At 71.0% G+C, this 25,182-nt stretch carries 21 protein-coding genes; 13 read left to right on the forward strand and 8 right to left on the reverse strand.

Going from position 1 to position 25,182, the window contains the following annotated elements; genetic code table 11:
• Positions 1 to 70: 70 nt before the first annotated feature.
• Positions 71 to 562, forward strand: coding sequence for a MarR family winged helix-turn-helix transcriptional regulator (locus ACTWLI_RS12180; protein ID WP_445154092.1), 492 nt, complete (start codon positions 71 to 73; stop codon positions 560 to 562).
• On the opposite strand, the gene ACTWLI_RS12185 is transcribed toward ACTWLI_RS12180, so the two are convergent.
• From ACTWLI_RS12185 to ACTWLI_RS12195, 3 genes are read right to left on the reverse strand one after another with little or no spacing between them, the layout of a single operon-like run.
• On the reverse strand, positions 559 to 1,377 hold the full coding sequence (locus tag ACTWLI_RS12185; protein WP_445154093.1) for a spermidine synthase: 819 nt from the start codon (positions 1,375 to 1,377) through the stop codon (positions 559 to 561). The genes ACTWLI_RS12180 and ACTWLI_RS12185 overlap by 4 nt on opposite strands.
• Positions 1,374 to 2,582, reverse strand: coding sequence for an aminotransferase class I/II-fold pyridoxal phosphate-dependent enzyme (locus tag ACTWLI_RS12190; RefSeq protein ID WP_445154094.1), 1,209 nt, complete (start codon positions 2,580 to 2,582; stop codon positions 1,374 to 1,376). The genes ACTWLI_RS12185 and ACTWLI_RS12190 overlap by 4 nt, the downstream gene beginning before the upstream one ends.
• Positions 2,579 to 3,484, reverse strand: coding sequence for an SDR family NAD(P)-dependent oxidoreductase (locus tag ACTWLI_RS12195; RefSeq protein WP_445154095.1), 906 nt, complete (start codon positions 3,482 to 3,484; stop codon positions 2,579 to 2,581). Before ACTWLI_RS12195 ends, ACTWLI_RS12190 begins: the two co-directional genes overlap by 4 nt.
• Before the next feature lie 48 nt (positions 3,485 to 3,532).
• Between ACTWLI_RS12195 and coaD the strand changes: the two genes are divergently transcribed.
• From coaD to mutM, 5 genes are all read left to right on the forward strand, one after another.
• Positions 3,533 to 4,033: a pantetheine-phosphate adenylyltransferase gene (gene coaD / locus ACTWLI_RS12200; RefSeq protein WP_445154096.1), complete on the forward strand. Its 501-nt coding sequence runs from the start codon at positions 3,533 to 3,535 to the stop codon at positions 4,031 to 4,033.
• A 175-nt stretch (positions 4,034 to 4,208) separates the two neighbouring features.
• A complete protein-coding gene (locus ACTWLI_RS12205) occupies positions 4,209 to 4,733 on the forward strand; it encodes a YceD family protein (RefSeq protein WP_082574983.1) in 525 nt (174 codons plus the stop codon).
• Positions 4,734 to 4,769: 36 nt separating this feature from the next.
• Positions 4,770 to 4,973 (forward strand): 50S ribosomal protein L32, encoded by a 204-nt coding sequence (gene rpmF, locus ACTWLI_RS12210; RefSeq protein WP_056738282.1) that lies wholly within the window; start codon positions 4,770 to 4,772, stop codon positions 4,971 to 4,973.
• A gap of 21 nt (positions 4,974 to 4,994) precedes the next feature.
• Entirely contained in the window at positions 4,995 to 5,768 is a 774-nt protein-coding gene (gene rnc, locus ACTWLI_RS12215) for a ribonuclease III (protein WP_445154097.1), read from the forward strand.
• A 9-nt stretch (positions 5,769 to 5,777) separates the two neighbouring features.
• A complete protein-coding gene (gene mutM / locus ACTWLI_RS12220) occupies positions 5,778 to 6,770 on the forward strand; it encodes a bifunctional DNA-formamidopyrimidine glycosylase/DNA-(apurinic or apyrimidinic site) lyase (RefSeq protein WP_445154098.1) in 993 nt (330 codons plus the stop codon).
• A gap of 6 nt (positions 6,771 to 6,776) precedes the next feature.
• On the opposite strand, the gene ACTWLI_RS12225 is transcribed toward mutM, so the two are convergent.
• From ACTWLI_RS12225 to ACTWLI_RS12235, 3 genes are read right to left on the reverse strand one after another with little or no spacing between them, the layout of a single operon-like run.
• Complete coding sequence (locus ACTWLI_RS12225) at positions 6,777 to 7,748, reverse strand: NAD-dependent epimerase/dehydratase family protein (RefSeq protein ID WP_445154099.1); 972 nt, start codon at positions 7,746 to 7,748, stop codon at positions 6,777 to 6,779.
• Entirely contained in the window at positions 7,745 to 10,480 is a 2,736-nt protein-coding gene (locus ACTWLI_RS12230; RefSeq protein ID WP_445154100.1) for an alpha/beta fold hydrolase, read from the reverse strand. Before ACTWLI_RS12230 ends, ACTWLI_RS12225 begins: the two co-directional genes overlap by 4 nt.
• Positions 10,474 to 11,496, reverse strand: coding sequence for a 3-oxoacyl-ACP synthase III (locus ACTWLI_RS12235; RefSeq protein ID WP_445156178.1), 1,023 nt, complete (start codon positions 11,494 to 11,496; stop codon positions 10,474 to 10,476). The genes ACTWLI_RS12230 and ACTWLI_RS12235 overlap by 7 nt, the downstream gene beginning before the upstream one ends.
• A gap of 281 nt (positions 11,497 to 11,777) precedes the next feature.
• On the opposite strand from ACTWLI_RS12235, the gene smc reads away from it, so the two are divergent.
• Both smc and ftsY read left to right on the forward strand, forming a co-directional pair.
• Positions 11,778 to 15,386 (forward strand): chromosome segregation protein SMC, encoded by a 3,609-nt coding sequence (gene smc, locus ACTWLI_RS12240; protein ID WP_445154101.1) that lies wholly within the window; start codon positions 11,778 to 11,780, stop codon positions 15,384 to 15,386.
• Positions 15,387 to 15,458: 72 nt separating this feature from the next.
• Positions 15,459 to 16,655: a signal recognition particle-docking protein FtsY gene (ftsY, locus tag ACTWLI_RS12245; protein WP_445154102.1), complete on the forward strand. Its 1,197-nt coding sequence runs from the start codon at positions 15,459 to 15,461 to the stop codon at positions 16,653 to 16,655.
• Positions 16,656 to 16,710: 55 nt separating this feature from the next.
• On the opposite strand, the gene ACTWLI_RS12250 is transcribed toward ftsY, so the two are convergent.
• Positions 16,711 to 17,952, reverse strand: a complete 1,242-nt coding sequence (locus ACTWLI_RS12250; protein WP_445154103.1) for an MFS transporter — start codon at positions 17,950 to 17,952, stop codon at positions 16,711 to 16,713.
• A gap of 255 nt (positions 17,953 to 18,207) precedes the next feature.
• Here ACTWLI_RS12250 and ACTWLI_RS12255 point away from each other — a divergent pair, with 255 nt between their 5' ends.
• Positions 18,208 to 19,602, forward strand: a complete 1,395-nt coding sequence (locus ACTWLI_RS12255) for an ammonium transporter (protein WP_445154104.1) — start codon at positions 18,208 to 18,210, stop codon at positions 19,600 to 19,602.
• Positions 19,599 to 19,937, forward strand: a complete 339-nt coding sequence (locus ACTWLI_RS12260; protein ID WP_354236720.1) for a P-II family nitrogen regulator — start codon at positions 19,599 to 19,601, stop codon at positions 19,935 to 19,937. The genes ACTWLI_RS12255 and ACTWLI_RS12260 overlap by 4 nt, the downstream gene beginning before the upstream one ends.
• 153 nt (positions 19,938 to 20,090) lie before the next feature.
• On the opposite strand, the gene ACTWLI_RS12265 is transcribed toward ACTWLI_RS12260, so the two are convergent.
• Positions 20,091 to 21,479, reverse strand: a complete 1,389-nt coding sequence (locus tag ACTWLI_RS12265) for a glucose-6-phosphate dehydrogenase (protein WP_445154105.1) — start codon at positions 21,477 to 21,479, stop codon at positions 20,091 to 20,093.
• Between the two features lie 150 nt (positions 21,480 to 21,629).
• Between ACTWLI_RS12265 and ffh the strand changes: the two genes are divergently transcribed.
• The 3 genes from ffh to ACTWLI_RS12280 all read left to right on the forward strand — a co-directional run bounded on the left by ffh (position 21,630) and on the right by ACTWLI_RS12280 (position 25,172).
• On the forward strand, positions 21,630 to 23,216 hold the full coding sequence (gene ffh / locus ACTWLI_RS12270; RefSeq protein WP_445154106.1) for a signal recognition particle protein: 1,587 nt from the start codon (positions 21,630 to 21,632) through the stop codon (positions 23,214 to 23,216).
• A 62-nt stretch (positions 23,217 to 23,278) separates the two neighbouring features.
• A complete protein-coding gene (locus tag ACTWLI_RS12275) occupies positions 23,279 to 24,028 on the forward strand; it encodes an alpha/beta fold hydrolase (protein ID WP_445154107.1) in 750 nt (249 codons plus the stop codon).
• Between the two features lie 31 nt (positions 24,029 to 24,059).
• Positions 24,060 to 25,172, forward strand: a complete 1,113-nt coding sequence (locus tag ACTWLI_RS12280; RefSeq protein WP_445154108.1) for an amidohydrolase family protein — start codon at positions 24,060 to 24,062, stop codon at positions 25,170 to 25,172.
• Positions 25,173 to 25,182: the final 10 nt, after the last annotated feature.

Consider the following 25,182-nt stretch of genomic DNA (forward strand, 5'->3'; position numbering starts at 1 on the left):
CGGGAACACCCGGCGGTAGGGTGGAGCCTGATCATCGCTCCTAGGAGCCAACCGGAAGTTGCGAGGACCTGTGGCTGAATCTCTTGAGCACGTCGGGGACGCCACCAATGCTGTCGCCGGTCCGGCCGTCCCGGAGCGGCTCCTCGCCGGCGGCCTGGCGGATGAAATCGAGTTCCTGGCCGCGCGCGCCCGGTCCCTGGGCAGTGCCCACGCCAACGCCGTGCTGGCCCCGCTGGGCCTGAAGGTCCGGTCCTACTCGGTGCTGGCGGTGGTGTGCGGGGCCTCGGAGCCCTCCCAGCGGGAGCTCGCCGACTTCCTGCGCCTGGACCCCAGCCAGATTGTGGCACTCGTGGACGCGCTGGAGGACCGCGGCCTGGTGGCCCGCGCTCCGGATCCCCGCGACCGTCGCTCCAAGGTCATCCGGCCGACGCCGGCCGGCCAGGACCTCTACCGGCAGGCCGCGGCGGCTGTACGGACGGCCGAGGACGTTTCGCTGGCGGCGCTGGACGGTGCCGAGCGGGACCAGCTGCGCGGGCTGCTGCGCAAGATCGCCTTCGGCTAGTCCGAGAGGACGTCCAGCTCGGCCCCGGCCAGGACTTTCGCAGGGTGCGGGCCGCGGGCGGTCAGGGCCGCCGACCAGGCCGACGGCCAGGGTCCCTGCGTGCCGGCCAGGATGATGTTGCCCGGCTGGTCGCCGGCGAACATGCCCGCCTCCGCGGCGGCGGCCACATCGGCCATGGCCCGGCGCAGCGCGGCCACCTGGCTGCGCACCAGGGTCAGGCCGGGCTCGTCCCCGACGTTGACCACCAGCACGCCGCGCGGGGTCAGCCGGGCCGCGGCTTCCTGGTAGAACTCGGTGCAGGCCAGATGCGCCGGCGCCTCCGGGCCGGAGAAAATGTCCAGGATCACGACGTCGAACGCCAGCCCGGCGGGCAGCGCCGCCAGCGCCTCCCGGGCGTCGCCGACCAGGGGATGCAGCTCGGTCCCGGACGGCAGCGGGAGCGCCTCCAGCACGAAGTCCAGCAGTTCGCCCTCCAGCTCCACCGCGTACTGCACCGAGCCGGGCCGGGTGGCCTGGATGTACCGGGCCAGGGTCAGCGCGCCGGCGCCCAGGTGCAGGGCGGTGATCGGTCCGCCCCACGGCGCGGCCAGGTCCACCACATGGCCGATCCGGCGCAGGTACTCGTAGAAGATGTCGTCCGGCTCGGAGAGGTTCACATGGGACTGCTCCGCGCCGCCGATGCTGAGCACGTAGCCGCCCTCGGTGAACTCGTCGGCTTCGATCACGGCCTCCTGGCCGGTGGTGCGCAGGAACCGCCGCAGCGCCGGGGTGCCGCCCGCCGGGGTGTCGGCGTGCGGGGTGTCCGGTTCGTTCACAGCCTGTCCCGCAGGGTGGAGAGCCGTTCCGCGGCTTCCTCCAGTACCCAGGTCTTCTTGCAGAAGGCGAAGCGCAGCAGGCTGCGGGTCCGCTCGGCGCCCTCGGCGTGGCAGAACACCGGCACCGGGATGGCGGCCACGCCCACCAGCTCCGGCAGCCGCCGGGCCAGGTCCACCGAGTCGGAGATTCCCAGCGGGGCCGTGTCGACGTTCACGAAGTACGTCCCCTGCGGGGTGAGGACCTCCAGGCCCGCCGCGCGGAGGCCCTCACTGAGGATGTCGCGCTTGAGCCGCAGGGTGTCGGCGATGCCGGCGTAGAACTCGTCCGGCAGGCCCAGGCCCAGGGCGATCGCGCTCTGGAACGGGGTCCCGGAGCTGTAGCTGAGGAACTGCTTTACCGTCCGGGCCGCGGCCACGAGGTGCTCGGGGCCGGAGAGCCAGCCGACCTTCCAGCCCGTGAAGGAGAAGGTCTTGCCCGCCGAGGAAATCGTCAGGGTGCGCTCCGCGGCGCCGGGGAGGGAAGCGATGGGCAGGTGCGCGGTACCAAAGGTGAGGTGCTCGTAGACCTCGTCGGTGATGATCACGGCGTCGTGCCTGGCGGCGAGTTCGACGATGCGCTCCAGCACCCCGCGCGGAAACACCGCGCCGGTGGGGTTGTGCGGGTTGTTCACCAGCACGACCCTGGTGCGGTCGCTGAACGCCGCGGCCAGGGCATCGAGATCCGGCATGAAGTCCGGGGCCAGCAGCGGGGCGGTGACGTGGGCGGCGCCGGAGAGCCCGATGATCGCGCCGTAGGAGTCATAGAACGGCTCAAAGGTCAGCACCTCATCGCCCGGGCCCACCAGGGCCAGCAGCGCCGCGGCGATCGCCTCGGTGGCGCCGGTGGTCACAATCACCTCCGTCTGCGGATCCGGGGTAAGCCCGTAGAAGCGCTCCTGGTGCAGGGAGATGGCCTCGCGCAGTTCCAGGATGCCCTTGCCCGGCGCGTACTGGTTGGCTCCGGCGGCAATCGCGGCCTGCGCGGCGTCCTTGATCTCGGCCGGGCCGTCCTCGTCCGGGAAGCCCTGGCCGAGATTGATGGCTCCGGTCTTCAGCGCCAGGGTGGTCATCTCCTCAAAGATGGTCACGCCGAGGTTTCCGCCGGGGGAGAGCAGGTTGGCGCCGGTGGCAGTGCGCTGCCATGGGGCCAGCGGCTGCGCGCTCACAGGGTTTCCGCCTTACCGGGCCCGGACGCGGCGCCGCCCTGGGCCGGTGCCCCCGTGCGGCCGGTGAACTTGTCCATCGTGGTGTAGATGCCGAAGACCTTGCCGCCGACGAAGTCCCACGCCCGCACGGGCAGCAGTCCGCGCAGCACCTTGCCCAGTTGCGCCGTCGCCGGCGCGATCAGCTGCGGCCGGCCCTCCACGGCCGCGCGCCAGGCGCGGTCGACGGCGTCGTCCGGGGTCATCAGCGGGGTTAACAGCGGACCGCGGGCGCCGGCGAACATACCGGTGGAGATATAGCTGGGGCAGAACGTCGTCACTTTCAGGTGCCCGTAGCCCTGTTGCTCGAGTTCGAGGCGCAGCGAGTCGCTCCAGCCGATGACCGCCCACTTCGAGGCGGCATAGACGCTCATGCGGGGGTTGGAGACGGTGCCGGCGGCCGAGGCGATGTTCAGGATCCGGCGGGGCCGTCCGGCGTCGGCCATCATGGCCGGCAGGAAGGCGAGCGTGGTGTACATCGGGGCCAGGGCATTAATGTCCATGGTCAACGCGATGTCCCGGGCGGGCTCGTGGTCCCAGAACAGGGCGCCGCGCACGATCCCGGCGTTGTTGACCAGCAGGGTCAGGGGTCCCTCCGCGGCCGCTTCGGCTGCGGCCCCGGCGATCGCGTCCCGGCTGGCCAGGTCCACGCGGCGGACAACCGCGCGGGCGCCCGCCTCGGTAACCTCTGCCGCGGTGCGGGCCAGGCCGTCGGCGTCGACGTCCCAGAGAATCACGACGGCGGCGCCCTCGCGGGCCGCGCGCAGGGCGTAGAGCCGCCCCATACCCATGGCGGCTCCGGTGACGAGGACGACGCCGCCGGCAACGGTGAACGGCTCGATGGAGGAATTGTTCAGTGCTGACATTCCGCCATGCTATCCCGGGCCGTCCGGGGGATGGGGTAGGTTCGGGGGATGAGACGCGCGGTATGCCCTGGCTCCTTCGACCCCATCCACAACGGCCACCTGGAAGTCATTGCCCGCGCCGCGAGCCTCTTCGATGAGGTGATCGTGGCCGTGTCCACGAACTACGCCAAGAAGTACCGGTTCAGCCTCGACGAACGCCTGGATATGGCCCGCGAAACGCTGGCCTCGCTGCGCGGGATCGTGGTGGAGCCCGTGGGCGAAGGGCTGCTGGCCGAGTACTGCCGGAACCGCGGCGCCACGGCGATCGTCAAGGGCCTCCGGTCCTCCTCGGACTTCGACTACGAGCTGCCCATGGCCACCATGAACCGGCAGCTGACCGGGGTCGAGACCGTGTTCATCCCCGCGGAGGGCCACTACCTGCACCTCTCGTCCACCCTGATCAAGGAAGTCTTCAGCCTGGGCGGGGACGTGTCCGAGTTCATTCCGAAGTCGGTGCTCCGGCGGCTGCGGTCCGGCGAGCCGGAGAAGAATCCGCCCGGCAGAGGGTAGGATTGACCGGTACTCGGGAGCCTGGCTCCGGTGGCGCGGCCCTTGCCGGTGCCGGGGTGCGGCGCCCTGCCGCGCGCCGTCGGCCGGTTTGAGTCCGTCCGGAAGATCAGGCTAAGATGGTACGTCGGTCATATGTTCAACAGGAGTTCTCATTAAACGAGATGCTAGTTCGCCCCTGGCGTTCGACGTCAAGGACCTCGGACGCAGTCCGGGAAGCATGCGGACACTGAAGGAACATGTACCCGCACCAAGTGACCTTGGTGTGGCGCTCATTGGTGTGCAGGAAGGCTCGGATGTCGAGCTGGATCTGCGCCTGGAGGCCGTACACGAAGGAATTCTGGTTTCGGGAACCGCGAACGTCGAAGTAACCGGCGAATGCGGCCGATGCCTGGATCCCCTTGCGTATGACCTTGAGGTCAATGTGCAAGAACTGTTCTTCTATGGGGACGCCGAGTTCCCGGACGAAGAAGATGAAGAAGAGCAACGTCGAGTCGAGCACGATCTGATCGATCTTGAGCCGGTGTTGCGGGACGCAGTTGTTACCATGCTGCCGTTCCAGCCGGTGTGCCGGGAAGACTGCCAAGGCCTGTGCTCCGAATGCGGAGTCCGCCTGGAAGACGAGCCGGGGCACCACCACGAGGTCGTAGATCCTCGCTGGGCTGCCCTAGCCGACCTGGCTAAGCCTGACCGGCAAAACTGATTTGTAAGTGTTGGACTAGAGAGAAATGAGTTAGCCGTGGCTGTTCCCAAGCGGAAAATGTCTCGCTCGAATACCCGCGCCCGCCGCTCCCAGTGGAAGGCAACCGCCCCCCACCTGGTGAAGACCGTAGAGAACGGCCAGGTTGTTTACAGCCTGCCGCACCAGGCAAAGGTCGTTACCGACTCGGCTGGCACCGCGCTGTTCCTTGAGTACAAGGGCCGCAAGGTCGCGGACGTCTAATCCGCCAACAGGCTGACTAAGATGTCTTCAACTGAAGAGCTTCTGAAGCGTCTCGGTGTCTCTATTGACGCCGGGACGCTTCGTCTTGCTCTGACACACCGTTCCTACGCCTACGAAAACGGCGGCATCCCCACCAACGAGCGGCTCGAGTTCCTGGGCGACTCCATCCTGGGGTTCTCCGTGACGGACGCGCTCTACCGGGACAACCCGGACCTGCCCGAAGGGGACCTGGCCAAGCGGCGCTCCGCCGTCGTCAGCACCCGGGCGCTGGCCGGCATCGGCCGCAGCATCGGGCTGGGGGAGTACATCTATCTGGGCCAGGGCGAGAAGCTCACCCAGGGCAAGAACAAGGCCTCCATCCTGGCAGACACCATGGAGGCGCTGATCGGCGCCACCTACTTGTCCAACGACTTGGAGACCGCCCGCCAGCTGGTGATGCGGCTGATCGGGCCGCTGCTGAAGGACGCAGCGGTGCTCGGCGCCGGTACGGACTGGAAAACCAGCATCCAGGAGCTCGCCGCCAGCCGCCAGCTCGGCACCATCAACTACCTCGTGGAGGGCTCAGGCCCGGACCACGCCCGGTCATTCGTGGCGGTGCTGCGGATCGGCGGCACGGACTACGGCACTGGGTCGGGCAATTCGAAGAAGGAAGCCGAGCAGGAAGCCGCCGCCGACGCCTGGCGCCGGCTCACCGCACCCACCGGCGCCCAGTCGACCGACGCCGCCGGGGACACCGGAGCTTCGGAAGCTGCCTCTTCCAACGCCCCGTCTTCCGCGGCGCCGGCCGGCAGCTAGGCAGCGGCCTTGCCTGAACTTCCCGAGGTGGAGGTGGTCCGGCGCGGACTCGTGAGCTGGGTTCGGGGCCGGACCATCACCGCCGTCGACGTGCTGGACACGCGTTCCCTGCGCCGGCACGCCCTGGGACCGGAGGACTTCGCCGGCAACCTCGAGGGCGCCCGCGTACTGGACGTGGTCCGGCGCGGGAAATTCCTGTGGATGCCGCTGGCCGGGCCCGCGAACACTCCGGCCGGGGAGGCCCCGGCCGACGCCGTCCCGGGAAACGGCGTCGGTGCGCCGCCGTCGGTCGCGCTGATGGCGCACCTGGGCATGTCCGGACAACTACTGATGCAGGATCCCGACGTCCCGGATGAAAAGCACCTGAAGGTCCGGCTGCGGCTCAGCCCGGCCGCGGGCATTCCAGCGGAACTCCGGTTCGTGGACCAGCGGATTTTCGGCGGCCTGTCCCTCACCTCGCTGGTCCCCACCCCCGACGGCGGACCCGGCGGCCTGGCGGAAACCCCGCTGCCGCTGATAGCTGAGGAAGCCTCGCACATCGCCCGGGACCCGCTGGACCCGAACTTCTCCTTCGACACCTTCTATCGGCGCCTTGGGGCCCGCCGGACCGGACTCAAACGTGCCCTGCTGGACCAGGGCCTGGTCTCCGGGATCGGCAACATCTACGCCGACGAGGCCCTCTGGCTGGCCAAGCTGCACTACGCCCGGCCCACCGACACGCTGCGCCGCGCCGAGGCGCTGCGCGTCCTCGACGCCGCCCGGCAGGTCATGACGGACGCCCTCGCCGCGGGCGGGACCAGCTTCGATTCGCTGTACGTCAACGTCAACGGCGCCTCCGGCTACTTTGAACGGTCGCTGAACGCCTACGGCCGCGAGGGCCGTGAATGCCGCCGCTGCGCCGAAGCGGGGATCGTCAGCCTGCTCAAGCGCGAGCAGTTCATGAACCGCTCCTCCTACACCTGCCCGGTCTGCCAGCCGAAGCCCCGCAACGGCCGCTGGTAGCCGAAGTCAGCGCCCGCCGTAGTGCCGGGCCAGCCGCTCCAGTCCCTCGTCCAGCGAGACCTCCGGTATCCATTCCAGCAGCGCCCGGGTCTGGCGCTGGTCAAACCAGTGGGCCGTGGACAGCTGCTCGGCGAGGAACCGGGTCATCGGCGGCTCCTCCGTCCTGCCAGCCAGGAGCCAGGCCTTCTCCACCACGGCTCCCGCCGCCCGCGCCAGCCGGCCCGGGACGTGCCAGGCCGGCGCCGATACTCCGCCGGCGGCGCAGATGCCCGCCAGCAGTTCGCCCACCGGGCGTGGTTCACCGTTCGTAACCACCAGGGCCCGGCCGTGGATGTGGTCCATCCGGTGCAACGCGGCCACAATCGCCGACGCAGCGTTGTCGACGTACGTGGTGTCGATCAGGGCCGCCCCGGCATCAAGCAGCGGCAGCCGGCCCCCGCGGGCCCGGTCCAGCACCCGCTCCACCAGCTGCGTGTCGCCCGGACCCCAGACCACGTGCGGCCGCACCGCGCCGACCCGCAGTTCGGGCGAGTCGGCGGCCAAGGCCAGCAGCTCCGCCGCGGCCTTGGTCCGTGCGTAGTCGCCGTGCGCGCGGGCCGGGTCCGCCGGTTCGGCGCCCAACCCGGTGATCGCGGCGCCGGAGCTCGCCACCGAGGGCGAGGAGACGAACACCAGCCGGCGCACCCCGGCCTCCCGCGCGGCGCGCAGCAGGCGGCGGGTGCCCTCGACGTTCACCTCGTCGAAATCGGCCGCGCGGCCGGTAAAGGAGACCTTCGCGGCGAGATGGATCACGCCCTCGGCGCCGGCGACCGCGCGGCGGAGCGCGCCGTCGTCGGAGAGGGAGCCGCGGACGTCCGTGGCGCCCTCGAGGCCGGAGGGGCGGCGCTGGAACGTGGTGACGGCGTGTCCCTGCCCCACCAGCAGTGTCGCCACCCCGCCGCCGAGCAGGCCGCTCGCGCCGGTGACCAGGACCCTCACGGCGTGCCCGGCCGGCCGCCGGCGAGCACCCGCGCGGCCCAGCGGGCCAGGCGGGCCCGGTCGATCTTGGCGTTGTGCCGGATATCGGTGGGCTGGGACGGGATGGTGAGCACGGCGGACACCTCGACGCCGGCTTCACGGGCGGCTGCGCGCACGCGCCCGGCCAGCTCCGGTTCCGCGGGGCCTGCCCGGCGGACCGGGGGCTCCGTTTCGACGACGGCGCCGACGGCCTGGGTCCCGGCCGGTCCGACCCCGACGACGGCGGCCAGGCCGACGCCCTCGAGCCGTTCGATGGCCTGTTCTGCCCCGACGGGGGTGACCGCGGCGCCGGGTGCGGTGATGACGTGCGCGAGCCGGCCCTCCACCCAGAGCCGGCCGGCGGCGTCGAAGTGTCCGACGTCCCCGGTGCGGTGCCAGCCGGGGGTGCGGACGCTCTCGCGCTGGGTCAGCCAGAGCCGGTCGTAGCTGTCCTTCACGTGCGGGGCGCTGACCAGGATTTCCCCGGTCACTCCGGGGTCTGTGACCGGCGTACCCCCGGGTGCGGTGCCGTCCGCGCTGAGCGGGACGACGGCAGCGCGCGCGCCGTGCACCGGCCGGCCGACGCAGACGCCGTTCCCGGCCCCGGCGACGGTGCCGCCGGCGGCGTCGGCCTCCGCGGCGCGGATGTCGTCGAGGCTGATGTCGGTCACCGGCAGCGCCTCGGTCATGCCGTACGGGGTGTGCAGGGAGGCGGCAGGCACCAGCTGCTGCATTTCCGCCAGGAGCGCGGCCGGAACCGGCGCACCCGCAGAGAGCAGCAGCTCCACCCTGGCCAGCGCCGCCTGCCCGGCCGGGTCCAGGCCCGCTGCGGTCGCGAGGACGTTGCGCAGCGCCGCGGGGGAGGCGAAGACCACGGTGGCGTCGATGGCGGCTGCGGCGTCGGCGAGGGCGCGGGCGGTCAGTGTCCGGGGCAGAGTCACGTCCATGGCGGGGGTGACGGAGACGGCGCCCAGCGCCGGGCCCAGCAGCGCGAACGGCGCGAAGCCGGCCACCAGGCGGGCGCCCGGCCGGATTCCCAGGGTCGCGGCCACGGTGTCCCGCATCGCCGCCAGTTGCCGGTGGGTGTACAGCACGCCCTTGGCCGGGCCGGTGGAACCGGAGGTGAAAAGCACGGCGGCGGGGTCATTCGGCGCGGGTGCCGGGAGCGGGTCCGCCGCGCCGGCGGACGCGCCGCGGCGGGTGAGTTCCTCGACGGAGGTTTCGACGCCGAGGATCCGGCGGCGGGCGGCCGGCAGGTCCCGGACGCTGAGGCGCCGGCCCGACCAGCCGAGTGCCGCTGCGGCCGCCAGCGCCCGGTCGATGCCAATCAGGAAGTCCGGGGTCGCGCCCTTGACGGCTCGGCTCAGGCCGCGGGTGCCCAGGCCGGCGTCGGCGACGACCACCACAGCCCCCAGCCGCAGGCATGCATACAAGACGACCGTCAGGTCCACACCCGGCGGCACCATCAGGCTGACCCGGGTCCCGGGCCGCACGCCGGCGTCGTGCAGGCCCGCGGCGAGGCGCGTGATCCTGTCCTCCAAGTCGTTCCAGCTCAGCGAGCGGGCCGTGTGCCCGTCCTCGGCCATTTCGGCGACGGCGGTGTCCCCGGCGGCTGGCCCCGAGGCCAGCGCCATCAACGGTGCCCAGAGCGGCTCCCACCCTGCGCCTTCGGGGTGGGGCGTCAACTGTCCGTTCGGCGGGGTGGCGCCCTCGGGGTGGGGCGTCAAGTGTCCGTTCGGCGGGGTGGTGCCCTCGGGGTGGGGCGTCAAGTGTCCGTTCGGCCCCAGGGTCTGGGCGGCGAGCCAGTCGAAGATGGGCGTGGCGACGTCGCGGTCCTCGGCGAGCAGGTGCCCGGCACCCTCGAAGCGGTGCACCCTGGCCTGCGGCAGCCGGCCGATCAGGTCCTTGAGGTACCGGTCGGAGAAGATCGGGTCGCGCGGGCCCCACAGCATCAGGGCCGGAACGTCCAGGCCGCGCACGCCCTCCGCGACACGCTCCAGCGCCGGGTAGCTCGGGTGCGCAGCGTCCGCCGGAATGTCCGCGACGAAGTTCCCCACGCCCGTCCGGCGCCCGGCGCCGCGGTAGGGCGCCCTGAACGCGGCGCGGACCTCGGGGGCCAGCGGCGGCCGGGCCAGGGCGTGTGTGACCTGCAGGAACGCCGGCGTCGTCGTGGTTCCCCAGCGGTGCACCGCCGGGTGCAGGGCCAGCCGCAGGGCCGGCGGGATGGGGGTGCCGCCGGGCTGGTGCACGGCGGTGTTGGTCAGCACCACCCCGGCGAGCTGCTCCCGATGCGCCAGGGCCCAGCCGAGGCTGATCACCCCGCCCCAGTCGTGGCCCACGGTGACGACCGGGCCGTCCAGGCCGAGCGCGGAGGTGAGGTCGCCGAGGTCGGTGATCCGGTCCGCCAGGCGCCGGAACCTGCCGGTCCGCGCGGAGAAGCCCATGTCCAGCTGGTCCACCGCCACCACCCGCCACGGGCGGGCCGGATCGGACCCGGCGGCCAGCAGGCTGCGCCACAGGTAGGACCAGGTGGGATTGCCGTGCACGCACAGCAGCGTCCCCTCCGGGGTGAGGCCGCGGCGGGCGAGCTCCGCGCCGTTATCGAGCAGGTGCCAGCGACGCACGGTGCAGGGTGCGTCGGCCCTGGAGCTGGAGGGAACGTCGAGTTCGCGCGACCAGGCAGGGTCGACGCCGGGCCAGTCGGCGGCTACCAAACGATTTCCACCATCGCGGTGTTCAGGCCGGACCCGACGCCCATGCAGAGCACGCGGTCGCCGGCGGTCAGGGTCTGCGATTCAGCGGCAAGCGTCATCGGCAGCGACGCCGGCCCGACGTTGCCCCAGTGCGGGAACGTGATCGGGACCCGGTCCGGGTCCAGGCCGATCGCGTCGATGATGGCCTGGGTGTAGGCGTTGCTCACCTGGTGGGTCACATAGCGGTCCATCGCGGCCCAGTCCCACTCCGGCTGCGCCTCGCGCCACGCCTCCACCACCAGCTCCAGGCCGCCGTCAAGCAGACCCTTGGTGTCCGTGGCCATACCGTCGACACCGCCGACGCACAGCTCGTGGTGCTCGGTGCCGGCCCGCATCACCCCGCCCAGGATCCGGTGCGCGCCCGGATGCAGGTCCGCCGGGCCGAGGACCGCAGCGGCGGCCCCGGAGCCCAGGGTGAGGGTGGCGAACTCGCGGTTGAAGTCCTCGCGGGTCGTTTCGGGCCGCTGCAGCCGGGCCAGGGTGGCCTCCTGCGTGGCCTGGGCGTCCTCGCCGTTGACGATCATCGCGTATTTGATCTGGCCGGAGTCGATCATGTTGGCTGCCAGCGTCATGCCGTTGACGAAGCCCAGGCAGGCATTGGCGAGGTCGAAGTTCATCGCCGACGACGGCAGGCCGAGCCCGTGGTGGATCTTCACCGCCACAGAGGGCTCCAGGTTCCGCCGCGTCACGGAGGTGTTGATCAGCAGGCCCACCTCGGCGGCCTCGACGCCGGATTCGGCCAGCGCCTTCGCTCCGGCCTCGATCGCCGCGTCGTCGAAGGAGGTCCCCGGCGCCCACCAGCGCCGGTGCGTGACGCCGGCGACGCGCTCCAGGAGCTTCGGCGGGAACTTCAGCCGCCGCAGGGTCACCGCCAGCCGCCGGTCGAAATCCGAAGAGCTGACAATTGTCGGAGCTTCGACGCTGCTGACCGAGAGCAACGCAGTGTTGCTGTGCCGGAATGTTGCATTCCCTACCAAATCAAAGCCCCTGTTCATATCCGTCCTCCACCGGGCGGCAAAGAAACCACCGCTGAGCGCAGGCCCAAGACCCTTAACTATGCCCCCTGCGGCTTTGTTCCCGCCGACGCGGAGATTCCGGGACGACGGCGGTGGCCAGGTCCTGCGGGGCGAGGGCCTGCCGGTGACGGACGGAATTGTGCCGGCTGCGCAGGCGGGCTACGCAGGATTGTCCGGGCCGCGCAGTAGATTGGAGGTACCCGGGACGCGCCGCGTCCGCCAAGCAGGAGACCCGAAACACCTTGCACCTCAAGAGCCTGACCGTCCGCGGATTCAAGTCGTTCGCCTCCGCGACGACTTTCGAATTCGAACCCGGAGTGACCGCCGTGGTCGGCCCCAACGGCTCCGGCAAGTCCAACGTGGTGGACGCCCTGTCCTGGGTGATGGGGGAGCAGGGCGCCAAAACCCTGCGCGGCGGCAAGATGGAGGACGTCATCTTCGCCGGAACCTCGGGCCGCCCGCCGCTGGGCCGCGCGCACGTCTCGCTCACCATCGACAACAGCGACGGCGCCCTGCCGATCGACTACAGCGAGGTGACGATCTCCCGCACGCTGTTCCGCACCGGCGGCTCCGAATACGCCATCAACGGCGCCAGCTGCCGGCTGCTGGACATCCAGGAGCTGCTCTCCGACTCGGGCCTGGGCCGGGAGATGCACGTCATCGTCGGGCAGGGGCAGCTGGACAAGGTGCTGCACGCCACCCCGGAGGACCGCCGCGGCTTCATCGAGGAAGCCGCGGGCATCCTCAAGCACCGCCGCCGCAAGGAAAAGACCGTCCGCAAGCTGGAGGCGATGCAGGCCAACCTCGCCCGGCTCAGCGACCTGACCGGTGAGATCCGCCGCCAGCTCACCCCGCTGGGCAAGCAGGCCGAGGTCGCCCGCCGCGCCCAAACCGTCCAGTTCGAGGTCCGCGACGCCCGCTGCCGGCTCCTGGCCGACGACCTGGTCCAGCTGCAGTCCGTGCTGGCGCAGGACGTAGCGGACGAGAGCGCGCTGAAGGCACGCCGCGCCGTCGTCGAACGCGAACTCGAAGCCGGCCGCCAGCGCCAGGGCCGGCTGGAACAGCTCGCGGCGGAGGCCACCCCGGCGCTGAACGCCGCCCGGGACAACTGGTACCAGCTGTCCTCCGGCCGCGAACGGCTGCGCTCGCTGGGTTCGCTCGCCGAGGAGCGGCGCCGCCTGCTGGGCGCGTCGGACCCCGCGCCCGACGCCGGGCGGGACCCCGAGCAGCTGGAGCGGCAGGCCGCCCGGGTCCGGGCGGAACAGGCCGGGCTGGAGGCACAGATCCTCGAGCGGCGCACCGTCCTGGACGCCGCCACCGCCGCCAAGCAGGACGCCGAGGCCGCCGCCGCGGCCGAGGACAAGCGCCACGCGGCGCTGCTCCGGGCCGCGGCCGACCGGCGCGAGGGCCTGGCCCGGCTCGCCGGCCAGGTGGGGGCCGCGCGGTCCCGGGTGGAAGCCGCGCAGGCCGAACTCGGCCGGCTGCGGGAGTCCCAGACCGCCGGCGAGGAACGCCGCCGCCTCGCCCAGAGCGAGTTCAGCGCGCTCGAAGCCCAGGTCGCCGGCGTCGAGGACGGCGAGGAGACCCTTGACGCCGAATACGAGGTCGCGGCGGAGGCGCTTGATACCGTGGCCGCGGAAATCGAGGCACTCAACGACGCCGAACGCGGCGCCGAGCGGGAACGCGACGCCCTCGTGGCCCGGCGCGACGCCCTGCAGCTCGGCCTGAACCGCAAGGACGGTTCCGGCCACGTGCTGGCCGCTGACCTGCCCGGCGTGCTGGGCCCGCTGGCGGGCATGCTGAGCGTCGAACCCGGGTTCGAGGCCGCCGTCGCCGCCGCGCTGGGAAGCTGCTCCGACGCCGTCGTGGTCACCGGCGCTGCCGCGGCCACCGCGGCCCTGCAGCAGCTCAAGGACGACGACGCCGGCCGCGCTGCGTTGCTGCTCGCCGGCCCGGTACCGGGCCCCGAAGCCGTCACTGCACCTGCCGCCGGGCTTCCGGCCGGCGCCCGCTGGGCCGCCGACCTGGTCGCGGCGTCCTACGGCGCGGCGGACCCGGCCGGGACCGTCGCCGCCGTCGCCCGCCTGCTGGAGCGCACCGCCGTCGTCGGGGATCTCGACGAGGCCGCCCGGCTCATCGCCGCCCGGCCGGAGCTGACCGCGGTCACCCGGGGCGGGGACGTGTTCACCGCTCTCACCGCCAGCGGCGGCTCCGCCACGGCGCCGTCGCTGCTGGAAGTCCAGGCCGCCGTCGACGAAGCCGCCGCCCGGCTGGCCGTCGTGGCCGCTGACCTTGAACGGCACCGCTTCGCCCGGGCCGCCGCGGAATCCCGCCGCGCCGAAGCGCAGGAGCGGGCGGACGCGGCCCTGGAGAAACTTCACGACTCCGACGCCCGGCTCGCCGCCGTCGCCGAACGGCTGGGGCACCTGAACTCGGTGCTGCGCAGCGCCGTCGGTGAAAGTGAACGCCTCACCGCCTCCCTGGCCCGCGCCGAGGCGAACATCCAGGTCGAACAGGAGGCGCTGGAAGCCGTCGCCGCCCGGCTGGCCGCGGCCCAGGAGGCCCCGGCGGAGGAAGAGCCGTCCCCCGAGCACCGCGACGGACTCGCCGCGGCCGCCGCCTCCGCGCGCGCCGTGGAGATGGAGGCACGCCTGGCGCTGCGCAGCGCGGAAGAGCAGCTGACCGCAATCGGTAACCGCGCCGCGTCGCTGGAGCGCGCCGCCGCTACCGAGCGCCGCGCCCGCGAGGAAGCCGCAGAGCGGGCCCGCCGCCGTCGGCTGCAGGCCGCCCGCGCGGCCGCCGTGGCCGCCGCCGTGGGGCAGGCGGTCGGCTTCCTCGATGTCTCGGTGGAACTGGCCCGGCGGGAACGCGACGCCGCGGAGGAACGCCGCGAACAGATGGACCAGGAATTGGCCGCGGTGCGGACCGGCAACGACGGGCTCGCCCGCGAACTGGCCGAACTGACCGACTCCGTCCACCGGGACGAGCTGGCCCGCGCCCAGCAGCGCCTCCGGATCGAAGCCCTGGAGCTGCGCAGCGTCGAAGAACTCGGGCTGACCCCGGACCAGCTCGTCGCCGACTACGGCCCCGACCAGCCCGTACCCGTGGCGGCCGCAGCCTCGGCGGACAAGTGGGCAGCCCTGCGCGCCCCAGTGGATGAGGACGGCCGCGACATCGTCGAAGGCACGCCCTTCGTCCGGGAGGAACAGGAAAAGCGGCTCCGCAAGGCCGAACGCGACCTCTCCGCCCTGGGCCGGGTCAACCCGCTCGCGCTGGAGGAATTTGCCGCCCTCGAGGAACGCCACCAGTTCCTGAGCAGCCAGCTCGAAGACCTCAAAGCCAGCCGCAAGGACCTGCTGGACATCATCAAGGAAGTCGACGAGCGGGTCCAGAAGGTCTTCGCCGAAGCCTTCGAGGACACCGCGGCCCAGTTCGTCCGCGTCTTCGCCCGGCTGTTCCCCGGCGGCGAAGGCCGGCTGGTGCTCACCGACCCGACCGACATGCTCACCACCGGCATCGAGGTGGAAGCGCGTCCCGCCGGGAAGAAGATCCAACGGCTCTCCCTGCTCTCCGGCGGCGAACGCTCCCTGACGGCCGTGGCGCTGCTGGTCGCGATCTTCAAGGCCCGGCCCTCGCCGTTCTACGTCATGGACGAGGTGGAGGCGGCGCTGGATGACACCAACCTGGGCCGCCTGATCACCATCTTCGAGGAGCTGCGCGAATCGAGCCAGCTGATCGTCATCACGCACCAGAAGCGCACCATGGAAGTCGCTGATGCCCTTTACGGCGTCACGATGCGCGGCGACGGCGTCTCCACGGTGATCAGCCAGCGGCTGGGCGCCGACGTCTAGGCCCGAGGCCGGAAACCGGCCCCCGGGCCGGCGCCTTAAGGCCGGCGATTGGGGTTATGAGAAGCTAGGGGAGTGAACGACATCCTCCCTATCATTCTGCCCATCATTGTTGCCCTGGTGGTCCTCGGTGCGCTGATTCCGGTGCTCATGAAGACCCGGAAAAACATCAAAGAGTACCCGACGCAGCGCGACGCGAACGACCCCGTGCAGGGCGCCGGCGGCGGCACGCTGCTGGAGGACCGCCCGGCCACGAAGGCGCCGGACGCCGTCGACCTCGAGGGCCTGGAGACCGTCGAGGTGCCGGACAACGCCGCCGGTCTGGAGACCGTTCCGGTCGAGACCCCGCTGCCGGTGGCGGGCCGCCTGACCCGGCTGCGCGAACGCCTGGTCAAGTCCAACAACATCCTGGGCAAGGGCCTGCTGGCGCTGCTCTCCGCGGACAAGATCGATGAGAACGTCTGGGACGAGGTCGAGGAGACCCTGCTGCTGGCCGACCTCGGCACCGAACCGACCATGCAGCTCGTGGACGCCCTCAGGGAACGCGTCAAGGTCCTCGGCACCCGGTCGCCGGAGCAGGTCAAGGCGCTGCTGCGCGAGGAACTGATCAAGCTCGTTGACCCGACCATGGACCGCAGCCTGAACGTGGAACGGCACGCCGCCGCGCCCGCCGTGATGATGGTGGTCGGCGTCAACGGCGTCGGCAAGACCACCACCGTGGGCAAGCTGGCCCGCGTGCTCGTCGCCGAGGACAAGGATGTGCTGCTCGGCGCTGCCGACACCTTCCGCGCCGCTGCCGCCGAGCAGCTCGCCACCTGGGGCCAGCGCGTCGGCGTCCCCACGGTCAAGTCCGACATTGCCGGGGCGGACCCGGCGTCCGTTGCGTATGAGGCGGTCAAGGCTGGCATCGAGCAGGAAGTCGACGTCGTCATGATCGACACTGCGGGACGGCTGCAGAACAAGGTCGGCCTGATGGACGAGCTGGGCAAGGTCAAGCGCGTGGTCGAAAAGCTCGCCGAGGTGGACGAGGTGCTGCTGGTCCTGGACGCGACGACCGGCCAGAACGGCCTGAACCAGGCCCGGGTCTTCGCCGAGGTCGTGAACATCACCGGCATCGTGCTGACCAAGCTGGACGGCACCGCCAAGGGCGGTATCGTCGTCGCGATCCAAAAGTCCCTCGGCGTGCCGGTCAAGCTGGTGGGCCTGGGCGAGGGCGCGGACGACCTGGCACCCTTCGACGCCGAGAGCTTCGTGGACGCGCTGCTGAACTAGGCGCCTCACACCGTAGCCGGTGCCGTTGGGACGTCCCAACGGCACCGGCTGCGGTTTAAGCGGCCTGGCGCTGGAAGGTTTCCCGGGCCAGCAGCCAGCCGGCCGCCGCGGCCAGGAGCACCCCGCCGGTCACGCCGAACGCCCACCCGTACCCCAGCCGGTCGGCCAGCACCCCGGCGATGACCGGGCCGACGATCGCGCCGCTGTCCGAGGTCATCTGGAACACCGCCAGGACCTTCCCGCCGGAGCGTTCGTTACCGACGACGTCGGCGATCGCCGCCTGCTGCGCCGGCCCCAGCAGCCCGGAGCCCAGGCCAGCGATCGTCGACGCCAGCAGGAACCAGAACAACTGGTGGGTGAAGCCGATCCCGGCAGTGGCCAGACCGGTGACGACCAGCCCGGCAAGCATCAGCGGCTTCCTGCCCAGCGTGTCAGCGAGCCGCCCGGAAAAGGTCAGGGCCGCGGCGTTGCCGGCCGCGAACACGGCCAGGGCCCAGCCGGCCGACGACGGGCCCGCGCCGAGCGCCGCGACAGCGAAGAGTGGCACCGTCGCCATCCGGACCCCGAAGGTCGCCCAGCCGTTGGCGAAGCTGGAGGCCAGCCCGGCCCGGTAGGCACTGTCCCGCAGCGCGTCCCGCAGCAGCATCGCCGGCGCCGCCGCGCCCGCCTCACGGGACCCCGCGGGGGCGTGGCTGAGCTGGGTCTGCACGACGGCGGCCGCCAGTACGAGCGCTGCCGCGTAGGCCAGGAACGGCACCCGCAGGCCGAAGCCGGCGAGCAGCCCGCCGACGATCGGCCCGCACACGTTGCCGATCAGGAAGGCCGAGGCGTACGCGCCGGAAACCCTGCCGCGGCTCTCCGGCGGCGCCAGCCGGACCACCAGGGCCATCGACGCGACCGTGAACATCACCGATCCGGCGCCGCCCAGGCCCCGGAAAATCAGCAGCTGCCAGTAGTCCTGGGCGAAGGCGCACGCCGCCGTCGACGCGGCCACGATCAGCAGCCCGGCCACATACACCGGGCGTTCGCCCAGCTTCACAATCAGCGCCCCGCCGGCCGGTGCGAACACCAGGCGCATGAACGCGAAGATGCTGACAATCACCGCCGCCGCCGTCGCGCCGACGTCGAACGTGGTGGCGAACTGGGGGAGCACCGGCGCCACGAGGCCGAAGCCCAGTGCGATCAGGAACGCCGCGACCAGCATCACCTTGATGTCCCGGGGCAGGCGCGGGCCGCCGGTGCGCCGGAGGAGGGCCGGGAGGCGGGTTCCGTTGGCGGGCGGGGTTGTTTTGCTCATGGTGCTGCTTTCGGTGCCGGAAGGAACGCGGAGGGGAGTGGAAGCGCGTGAAACATAACCGTAACAAGCGCGAGATGCACCATTTACGTCCGGGAGCGTCCTGTAACAACCCGGCAATGTAAATCCTCTGCCGGTGAAACACGGCGCCAGCAGACTCTTTCGTAGAACGCAATCCGCGTTGGGGCAGGCGGAGCGATCCGCCGGACATCAACAATTCGCATCGCACTTATTTCTACGCAAGGGAGGACGTGCACCATGGAACTTACCGCAGGTCACGTATGGCTGATGGTGGCAGCAGCGCTCGTGCTGTTCATGACGCCGGGACTGGCATTTTTCTACGGCGGCATGACGCGCGCCAAGGCCGCACTGAACATGATGATGATGAGCTTCATCTCAATTGGCATGGTCGGCGTTGTCTGGGTGCTGTGGGGCGCCTCGATGAGCTCCGGGCAGGGCTTCCTGGAAATCGTCGGCAACCCGTTCGCCACCTTCGGGCTGGAGGGCATCGACACCCCCGACGGGCTGATCAAGGTCGGCTACGCCGCGACCTTCGCCATCATCACCGTGGCCCTGATCAGCGGCGCGATCGCGGACCGGGCCAAGTTCGGGGCCTGGAGCGTGTTCGTCCCGGTGTGGGTCACCCTGGTCTACTGCCCGCTGGCCTTTATGGTCTGGGGCGGCGGGCTCTTCGGCCCCGAGGGTGCACTCGGCAAGGCCCTCGGCCCGGCCATCGACTTCGCCGGCGGCACCGTGGTCCACATCAACGCCGGCGTCGCGGCCCTGATCCTGGTCCTGATCATCGGCAACCGCCGCGGGTTCGGCAAGGACCCGAACCACCGCCCGCACAACATCCCGTTCGTCATGCTGGGAGCCGCCATCCTGTGGTTCGGCTGGTTCGGCTTCAACGCCGGTGCGGCAACGACGGCGGAACAGGCCGGCCTGATCTGGGTCAACACGCTCGCAGCCCCGGCCGCGGCCATGCTCGGCTGGCTCGTCACCGAACGGATCCGCGACGGCCACCCGACCTCCCTCGGCGCCGCCTCCGGCGTCGTCGCCGGCCTGGTCGCCATCACCCCGGCCTGCGCCAACGTCAGCCCCGTCGGTGCGCTCGGCCTGGGTGTCGTGGCCGGCGTGGCCTCGGCGCTCGCCGTCGGCCTGAAGTTCCGCTGGGGCTTCGATGACTCCCTCGACGTCGTCGGCGTCCACCTCGTCTCCGGCATCATCGGCACCGTGGCGCTGGGCTTCATCGCAGTCCCGGCCGACGGCGTCGGCGGCGGCCTGTTCTACGGCGGCGGACTCACACAGCTCTGGGCGCAGCTCGCCGTGGCCGCGGTGGCGATCGTCTACTCGGCCGTCCTGACCGCGGTGATCGCCCTGGCGATCCACAAGACGATGGGCTTCCGGGTCTCCCAGGAGCAGGAAGTCGTGGGCGTGGACCTGAGCCTGCACGCCGAAACCGCGTACGAGTTCGGCGTCGGCGGCCACGGCGGAAGCTTCCAGCCGCTCCACGAACTGATCACCGGCAAGCCGCTGGCCGAGGGCGCCGGGACGCCGGCAGCCGCCCCGGCAGTTGCACCGGCAGGGGCTGCCGTGGACGCCGCTTCGAACGGCCAGAAGACCGCTGCAGGCAAGGAAAGCGTGGAAGCATGAAACTGATCACCGCAATCGTCCGTCCGGAAAAACTCGACGCGATCCGGGAAGGCCTGGAAGCCTACGGCGTGCAGGGCCTGACCGTCAGCGCGGCCAGCGGCTACGGCCGGCAGCGCGGCTACACCGAGGTGTACCGCGGCGCCGAGTACAACGTGGACCTGCTGCCCAAGATCAGGGTCGAGGTGCTCGCCACCGACGAACAATCCGACGACATCCTGGACGTCATCATTGCCAGCTCGAACACCGGCCGGGCCGGTGACGGGAAGGTCTGGACCGTGGACGTCTTCGAAGCCGTCCGGGTCCGCACCGGAGAACGCGGCGCGGCAGCCATCTAGGCCGCAGCCCCCGGCCGGACCGCTGTGGACTGTGTCCGCGGACCGCGATCGGGGGACACGAGAGCGGGCCGGGCACCTGAAAAGGTGTCCGGCCCGCTTTTTTGTTCTCGGGTGCGTGATGCCTAGCGCGTGGTGCGCTGCCGCCAGCGGCGGCTAGGCCGGCCAGCCCTCGGGGCCGTCGGAGCCGGCAGGGTATTCCTCCAGCGGCACGCTGTCCCGGGCCCAGGCCTTGAGCACGGGCTCGAGGATGCGCCAGCAGTCTTCGGCGGTGTCTCCGCGGACGCTCAGCAGCGGGTCGCCGGTGAGTACGCCCTCCAGGACTTCGCCGTAGGGCAGCAGGTCGGAGGCGCTCAGTTCGGCCTGCAGGGTGGCCCGGTCCAGGCTGAGCACGTTGCCGGGGCCGTTGACGTCGACGTCGAACTGGAGCGTGTCGGGACCGAAACCGATCCGCAGCTGGTTGGGGGAGTCGACGCCGGTGAAACCGCGCGGCAGGTGCGGGACCGGACGGAAAGTCACCACGGCTTCCTTGCGCTTGGTGCCGAGCGCCTTGCAGGAGCGAAGGATGAACGGCACGCCCTGCCAGCGCCAGTTGTCGATGTCCACCTGGACCTCGGCCAGGGTCTCAGTGTTCCGCGAGGCGTCCACGCCGTCTTCCTTGGCGTAGTCGGGGACCTTCCGGCCGTCCAGGGTCCCGGCGGTGTACCGGGCGCGTCGGGTGCTCTTGGCGTACGGGGCCTTGATGCTGCTGGCGCGCAGCAGGGTCGCGACGGCGTCGCGCAGGTCGCGTTCGTCCACGGACGCCGGCGGTTCAATGGCCATCAGCGCCATGATCTGCAGCAGGTGGCTCTGGATCATGTCCCGCAGCGCGCCGGCGCCGTCGTAGTAGCGGGCCCGGCCCTCAAGCGCGAGGTCCTCGTCAAAGATGATCTCCACCTTCTCGATATGTTCCCGGTTCCACACCGGCTCCAGGAACGTGTTCGCGAAGCGCAGGCCCAGGATGTTCAGCACCGTCGCCTTGCCCAGGAAGTGGTCCACCCGGTGGATGTGGTCCTCGGGGACCAGGGCAGCCAGGGTCCGGTTCAGCTCGCGGGCGGATTCCTCGCTGGATCCGAAAGGCTTTTCCATCACCAGCCGCGTCCCGGCGGGAACGTCGTCGGGGCTGAGGGCCTGGCAGGCGCGCTCGCTGATCTTTGGCGGCAGCGCGAAGTAAACGGCGACGGGGCCTTCCAGCCCGGCGATCAGCCCGGCGAGCTGGCCCTCGGCCGTGACGTCGAGCTGCCGGTAGGCGGTGGTCGTGCGGATCCGCTTGAGCTCCCGTTTGCCGGCCGAATCGGCCTGGGAGTTCGCGTCGGCGAACGAAGTCTCGAGGCGTTCAAGCCACTGGTCCTCGGTCCAGTTGTCGGAGCCGGCGCCGACCAGGGTCAGGCCCTCGGCGTGGCCCCTGGCCACCAGCCGGGCCAGGCCCGGAAGCAGCAGCCGGCCGGTCAGGTCGCCCGAGGCGCCGAGGATGAGCAGGGTTTTTACCGTTGGTTGACTGGTCACCTAAGCCAGCATGCCATCTTGAAGGCGCGTCTTGATACCCTAGATAGTCGAGTCCCGTTGTCGAGGCAGTTCGTTCCGGCGAATCAGTCACGACTCTGGCGCGCCGCTCCGGCCGCCAGCTGTAGATCCACTGAAAGAAGTGCACGGCGCGTGTTCAATTCACTCTCTGACCGGTTGACAGCAACCTTCAAGAACCTCCGTGGCAAGGGCCGCCTGACCGAGGCGGACGTTGACGCCACGGTCCGCGAGATCCGGCGTGCCCTGCTGGACGCCGACGTCGCCGTTCCGGTGGTGCGGGAGTTCACCGCCCGGGTCCGCGAGCGTGCCCTCGGCGCCGAGGTTTCCGGTGCACTGAACCCGAGCCAGCAGATCGTGAAGATCGTCAACGAGGAACTCGTGGAGATCCTTGGCGGCGAGACCCGCCGGATCCGGCTGGCCAAGACCGGCCCGACCATCATCATGCTCGCCGGCCTCCAGGGTGCCGGCAAGACCACCCTGGCCGGCAAGCTCTCCAAGTTCCTCAAGGCCCAGGGCCACAGCCCCATGCTGGTCGCCTGCGACCTGCAGCGCCCCAACGCCGTAACCCAGCTGCAGGTCGTCGGCCAGCGCGCCGGCGTCCCGGTCTACGCCCCGCACCCGGGCGCCACCTCCACCGAGCTGGACCACCCCGCCGGTGACCCGGTCGCCGTCGCCCGCGCCGGCGTCGAGGAAGCCAAGCGCACCCTGCACGACGTCGTGATCGTGGACACCGCCGGCCGCCTCGGCGTCGACGCGGACATGATGGAGCAGGCGCGCCAGATCCGCCGGGCGATCGTCCCGAACGAAGTCCTGTTCGTCATCGACTCGATGATCGGCCAGGACGCGGTGAACACCGCGCTGGCGTTCGACGAGGGCGTGAACTTCACCGGCATCGTGCTCTCCAAGCTCGACGGCGACGCCCGCGGCGGTGCCGCGCTCTCCGTCGCGTCGGTCACCGGCAAGCCCGTCATGTTCGCCTCTACCGGCGAGGGCCTGGACGACTTCGAACTCTTCCACCCGGACCGGATGGCCTCCCGCATCCTCGATATGGGCGACGTGCTCACCCTGATCGAACAGGCCGAAAAGTCCTGGGACAAGGACGAAGCGGCCCGGATGGCGAAGAAGTTCGCCGACCAGGAAGACTTCACCCTCGAAGACTTCCTCGCCCAGATGCAGCAGATCCGCAACATGGGCTCGATGAAGAAGATGCTCATGATGATGCCGGGCGCACAGAACATCCGGCAGCAGCTCGAGCAGTTCGACGAGCGTGAAATCGACCGCGTCGAGGCGATCGTCCGGTCCATGACCCCGCACGAGCGGGTGGCCCCCAAAATCATCAACGGCTCCCGCCGCGCGCGCATCGCCCGCGGTTCCGGCGTGCACGTCTCCGAGGTCAACGGCCTGCTGGAACGCTTCGCCCAGGCGCAGAAGATGATGAAGAAGATGGCCGCCGGCGGCGGCATGCCCGGGATGCCGGGCATGCCCGGCATGGGCGGAGGCGGTGCTCGAAAGGGAGCCAAGTCCGCGCCGAAGAAGAAGGCCCGCTCCGGCAACCCGGCCAAGGCCGCGCAGGAACTGCGCGACGCGGAGGCCCGCCGGGCCGCCGGCGCGAAGGCCGTCCCCACGGGTGCGTCCTTCGGCCAGCAGGGCGGGGACTTCGACCCGTCGCAGCTGAACCTGCCCAAGGGCTTCGACAAGTTCCTCGGCGGCAGCAAGTAGGCAGGGCGCCCGGAGCGTATGTCGTCGGTTCCGATGACAGACCGGTGCCCTAGGGTTAGACCATGTTCAAGCAGCGCGTAGTCTTCGTCCACGGCGCCGGCAGTTTCGGCGCCGCGGCGTGGCCGAAGCAGCACGGCATGGCCCTGGCCTACGACGCCCTGTTCCTGCGCCGCCACGGCTTCGACCCGGTCGCCGAGCCGCTGGCGACCGACTTCGCTGCCGACGCAGCCATCGTCCTGCGTGCCCTGGCCGACGACGGCCGGGGTGCCGCCGGAGGTCACGTGGTCGCCCACTCCCAGGGCGCCATCTCGGCGATGATGGCCGCCGTCGAACGCCCGGACCTGGTGCAGTCGCTGACCCTGGTGGAACCGGCCTGTTTCTCGCTGACGGCCGAACTGCCCGCCACCGCGGCCCACCGCGCCCTGCTGCAGCCGCTCTTCGATGTCCGGCACCAGCTCAGCGACGAGGACTTCCACCGCGAATTCGTCCGGCGCGTGTTCGCCGCCCACGCCCCCGTGCGCGGCGGCGTCGGCGCCCCCGCGGCCGACGACGGCAGGGAGGCGCGGCGGCTGCGGCTGCAGGCCCCCGGGTGGGACGCGCCGCTGCACATCGTTCCCGGCGTGCCCACCCTGGTCCTCACCGGCGGCTGGGAACCGCTTTATGAGGAGATCGCCGGCTACCTCCGGGAAACCGGGGCGTTGCACCGCACTGCCCCGGGCGGGCACCGGCCGCAGGACTCCCGCGAAGGCGACCGCGCCATCCGCACCTTCATCGCCGACGTCGAACGCAGCAGCCACGCGCACGCCTCCTGAGCCGCCGGTGCCGCGGATTAGGCTGTAGGCCATGAACGGCATCATCGAATTCCGCGGCCCGATCCTTACCGCGCCCGATCAGGAACGGCACGGGCTGTGGTCGGTGAACGGCGCGCTGACCTTCACCCGGCCCACGGAGGCACCGGACCAGGTCCTGGACGGCTGGGTCATCCCCGGGCTGGTGGACGCGCACTGCCATATCGGGCTCGGCCCCGGCGGCGATGTCTCCGCCGAGGTGGCCGGACAGCAGGCCGAGCAGGACCGCAACGCCGGAACCCTGCTGGTCCGCGACGCCGGCGCCGTCCATGACACGCGCTGGATCCAGCGGCACCCGGGGCTGCCCCGGATCATCCGCGCCGGCCGGCACATCGCCCGGACCCGCCGTTACCTGCGCGGCTTCGCCGTCGAGGTCGAACCGGAGGACCTGATGGAGGCAGTCCGCAAGCAGTCCCGCGCCGGTGACGGCTGGGTCAAACTGGTCGGGGACTGGATCGACCGCGATGCCGGGGACCTCGCCGCGAGCTTTCCTGCCCGCACCGTAAAGGACGCCGTCCAGGCCGCGCACGACGAGGGCGCGCGGGTCACGGCGCACTGTTTCGCCGAGGACACTCTCGATGACATGCTCGACGCCGGCATCGACTGCATCGAACACGGAACCGGGCTGCTGCCCCGGCACCTGCCCCGATTCACCGAACAGGGTGTGCCGATTGTGCCCACCCTGATCAACATCGCCACCTTCCCCGACATCGCCGCACAGGCGGAGGGCAAATTCCCCCGGTACGCGGCGCACATGCGCGCGCTGTGGGAGCGCCGGGCGGAACGCATCCTTGAAGCGCATGAGGCCGGCGTGGCGATCTACGCCGGCACCGACGCCGGCAGTGTCATCCGGCACGGCCGGATCGTGGACGAACTCGAGGCGCTCCACGCCGCCGGCCTGTCCGCCGTCGCCGCCCTCGACGCCGGTTCCTGGGCTTCGCGCACGTGGCTGGGGGGTGATGCCATTGCCGAAGGTGCCAGCGCCGATGTCCTCGTTTGCGCCGGGGATCCGCGCAAGGACCTGTCCACGCTTCGGAGCATCCGCCACATTGTGTTGCGCGGCGACCGCGTCGGTGGGGGAGAGGGTGGCCCCGGCGGCCCGCATTAGGAATAAATTG

The organism is Arthrobacter sp. Hor0625, assembly GCF_052567525.1.

Excerpts from the sequence above, each read along its gene's own strand:
- ACTWLI_RS12195 (WP_445154095.1), bottom strand. The coding sequence starts at position 3,484 with ATGTCAGCACTGAACAATTCCTCCATCGAGCCGTTCACCGTTGCCGGC.
- coaD (WP_445154096.1), top strand. The coding sequence starts at position 3,533 with ATGAGACGCGCGGTATGCCCTGGCTCCTTCGACCCCATCCACAACGGC.
- rnc (WP_445154097.1), top strand. The coding sequence starts at position 4,995 with ATGTCTTCAACTGAAGAGCTTCTGAAGCGTCTCGGTGTCTCTATTGAC.
- ACTWLI_RS12250 (WP_445154103.1), bottom strand. The coding sequence starts at position 17,952 with ATGAGCAAAACAACCCCGCCCGCCAACGGAACCCGCCTCCCGGCCCTC.
- ACTWLI_RS12255 (WP_445154104.1), top strand. The coding sequence starts at position 18,208 with ATGGAACTTACCGCAGGTCACGTATGGCTGATGGTGGCAGCAGCGCTC.
- ACTWLI_RS12260 (WP_354236720.1), top strand. The coding sequence starts at position 19,599 with ATGAAACTGATCACCGCAATCGTCCGTCCGGAAAAACTCGACGCGATC.
- ACTWLI_RS12275 (WP_445154107.1), top strand. The coding sequence starts at position 23,279 with ATGTTCAAGCAGCGCGTAGTCTTCGTCCACGGCGCCGGCAGTTTCGGC.
- ACTWLI_RS12280 (WP_445154108.1), top strand. The coding sequence starts at position 24,060 with ATGAACGGCATCATCGAATTCCGCGGCCCGATCCTTACCGCGCCCGAT.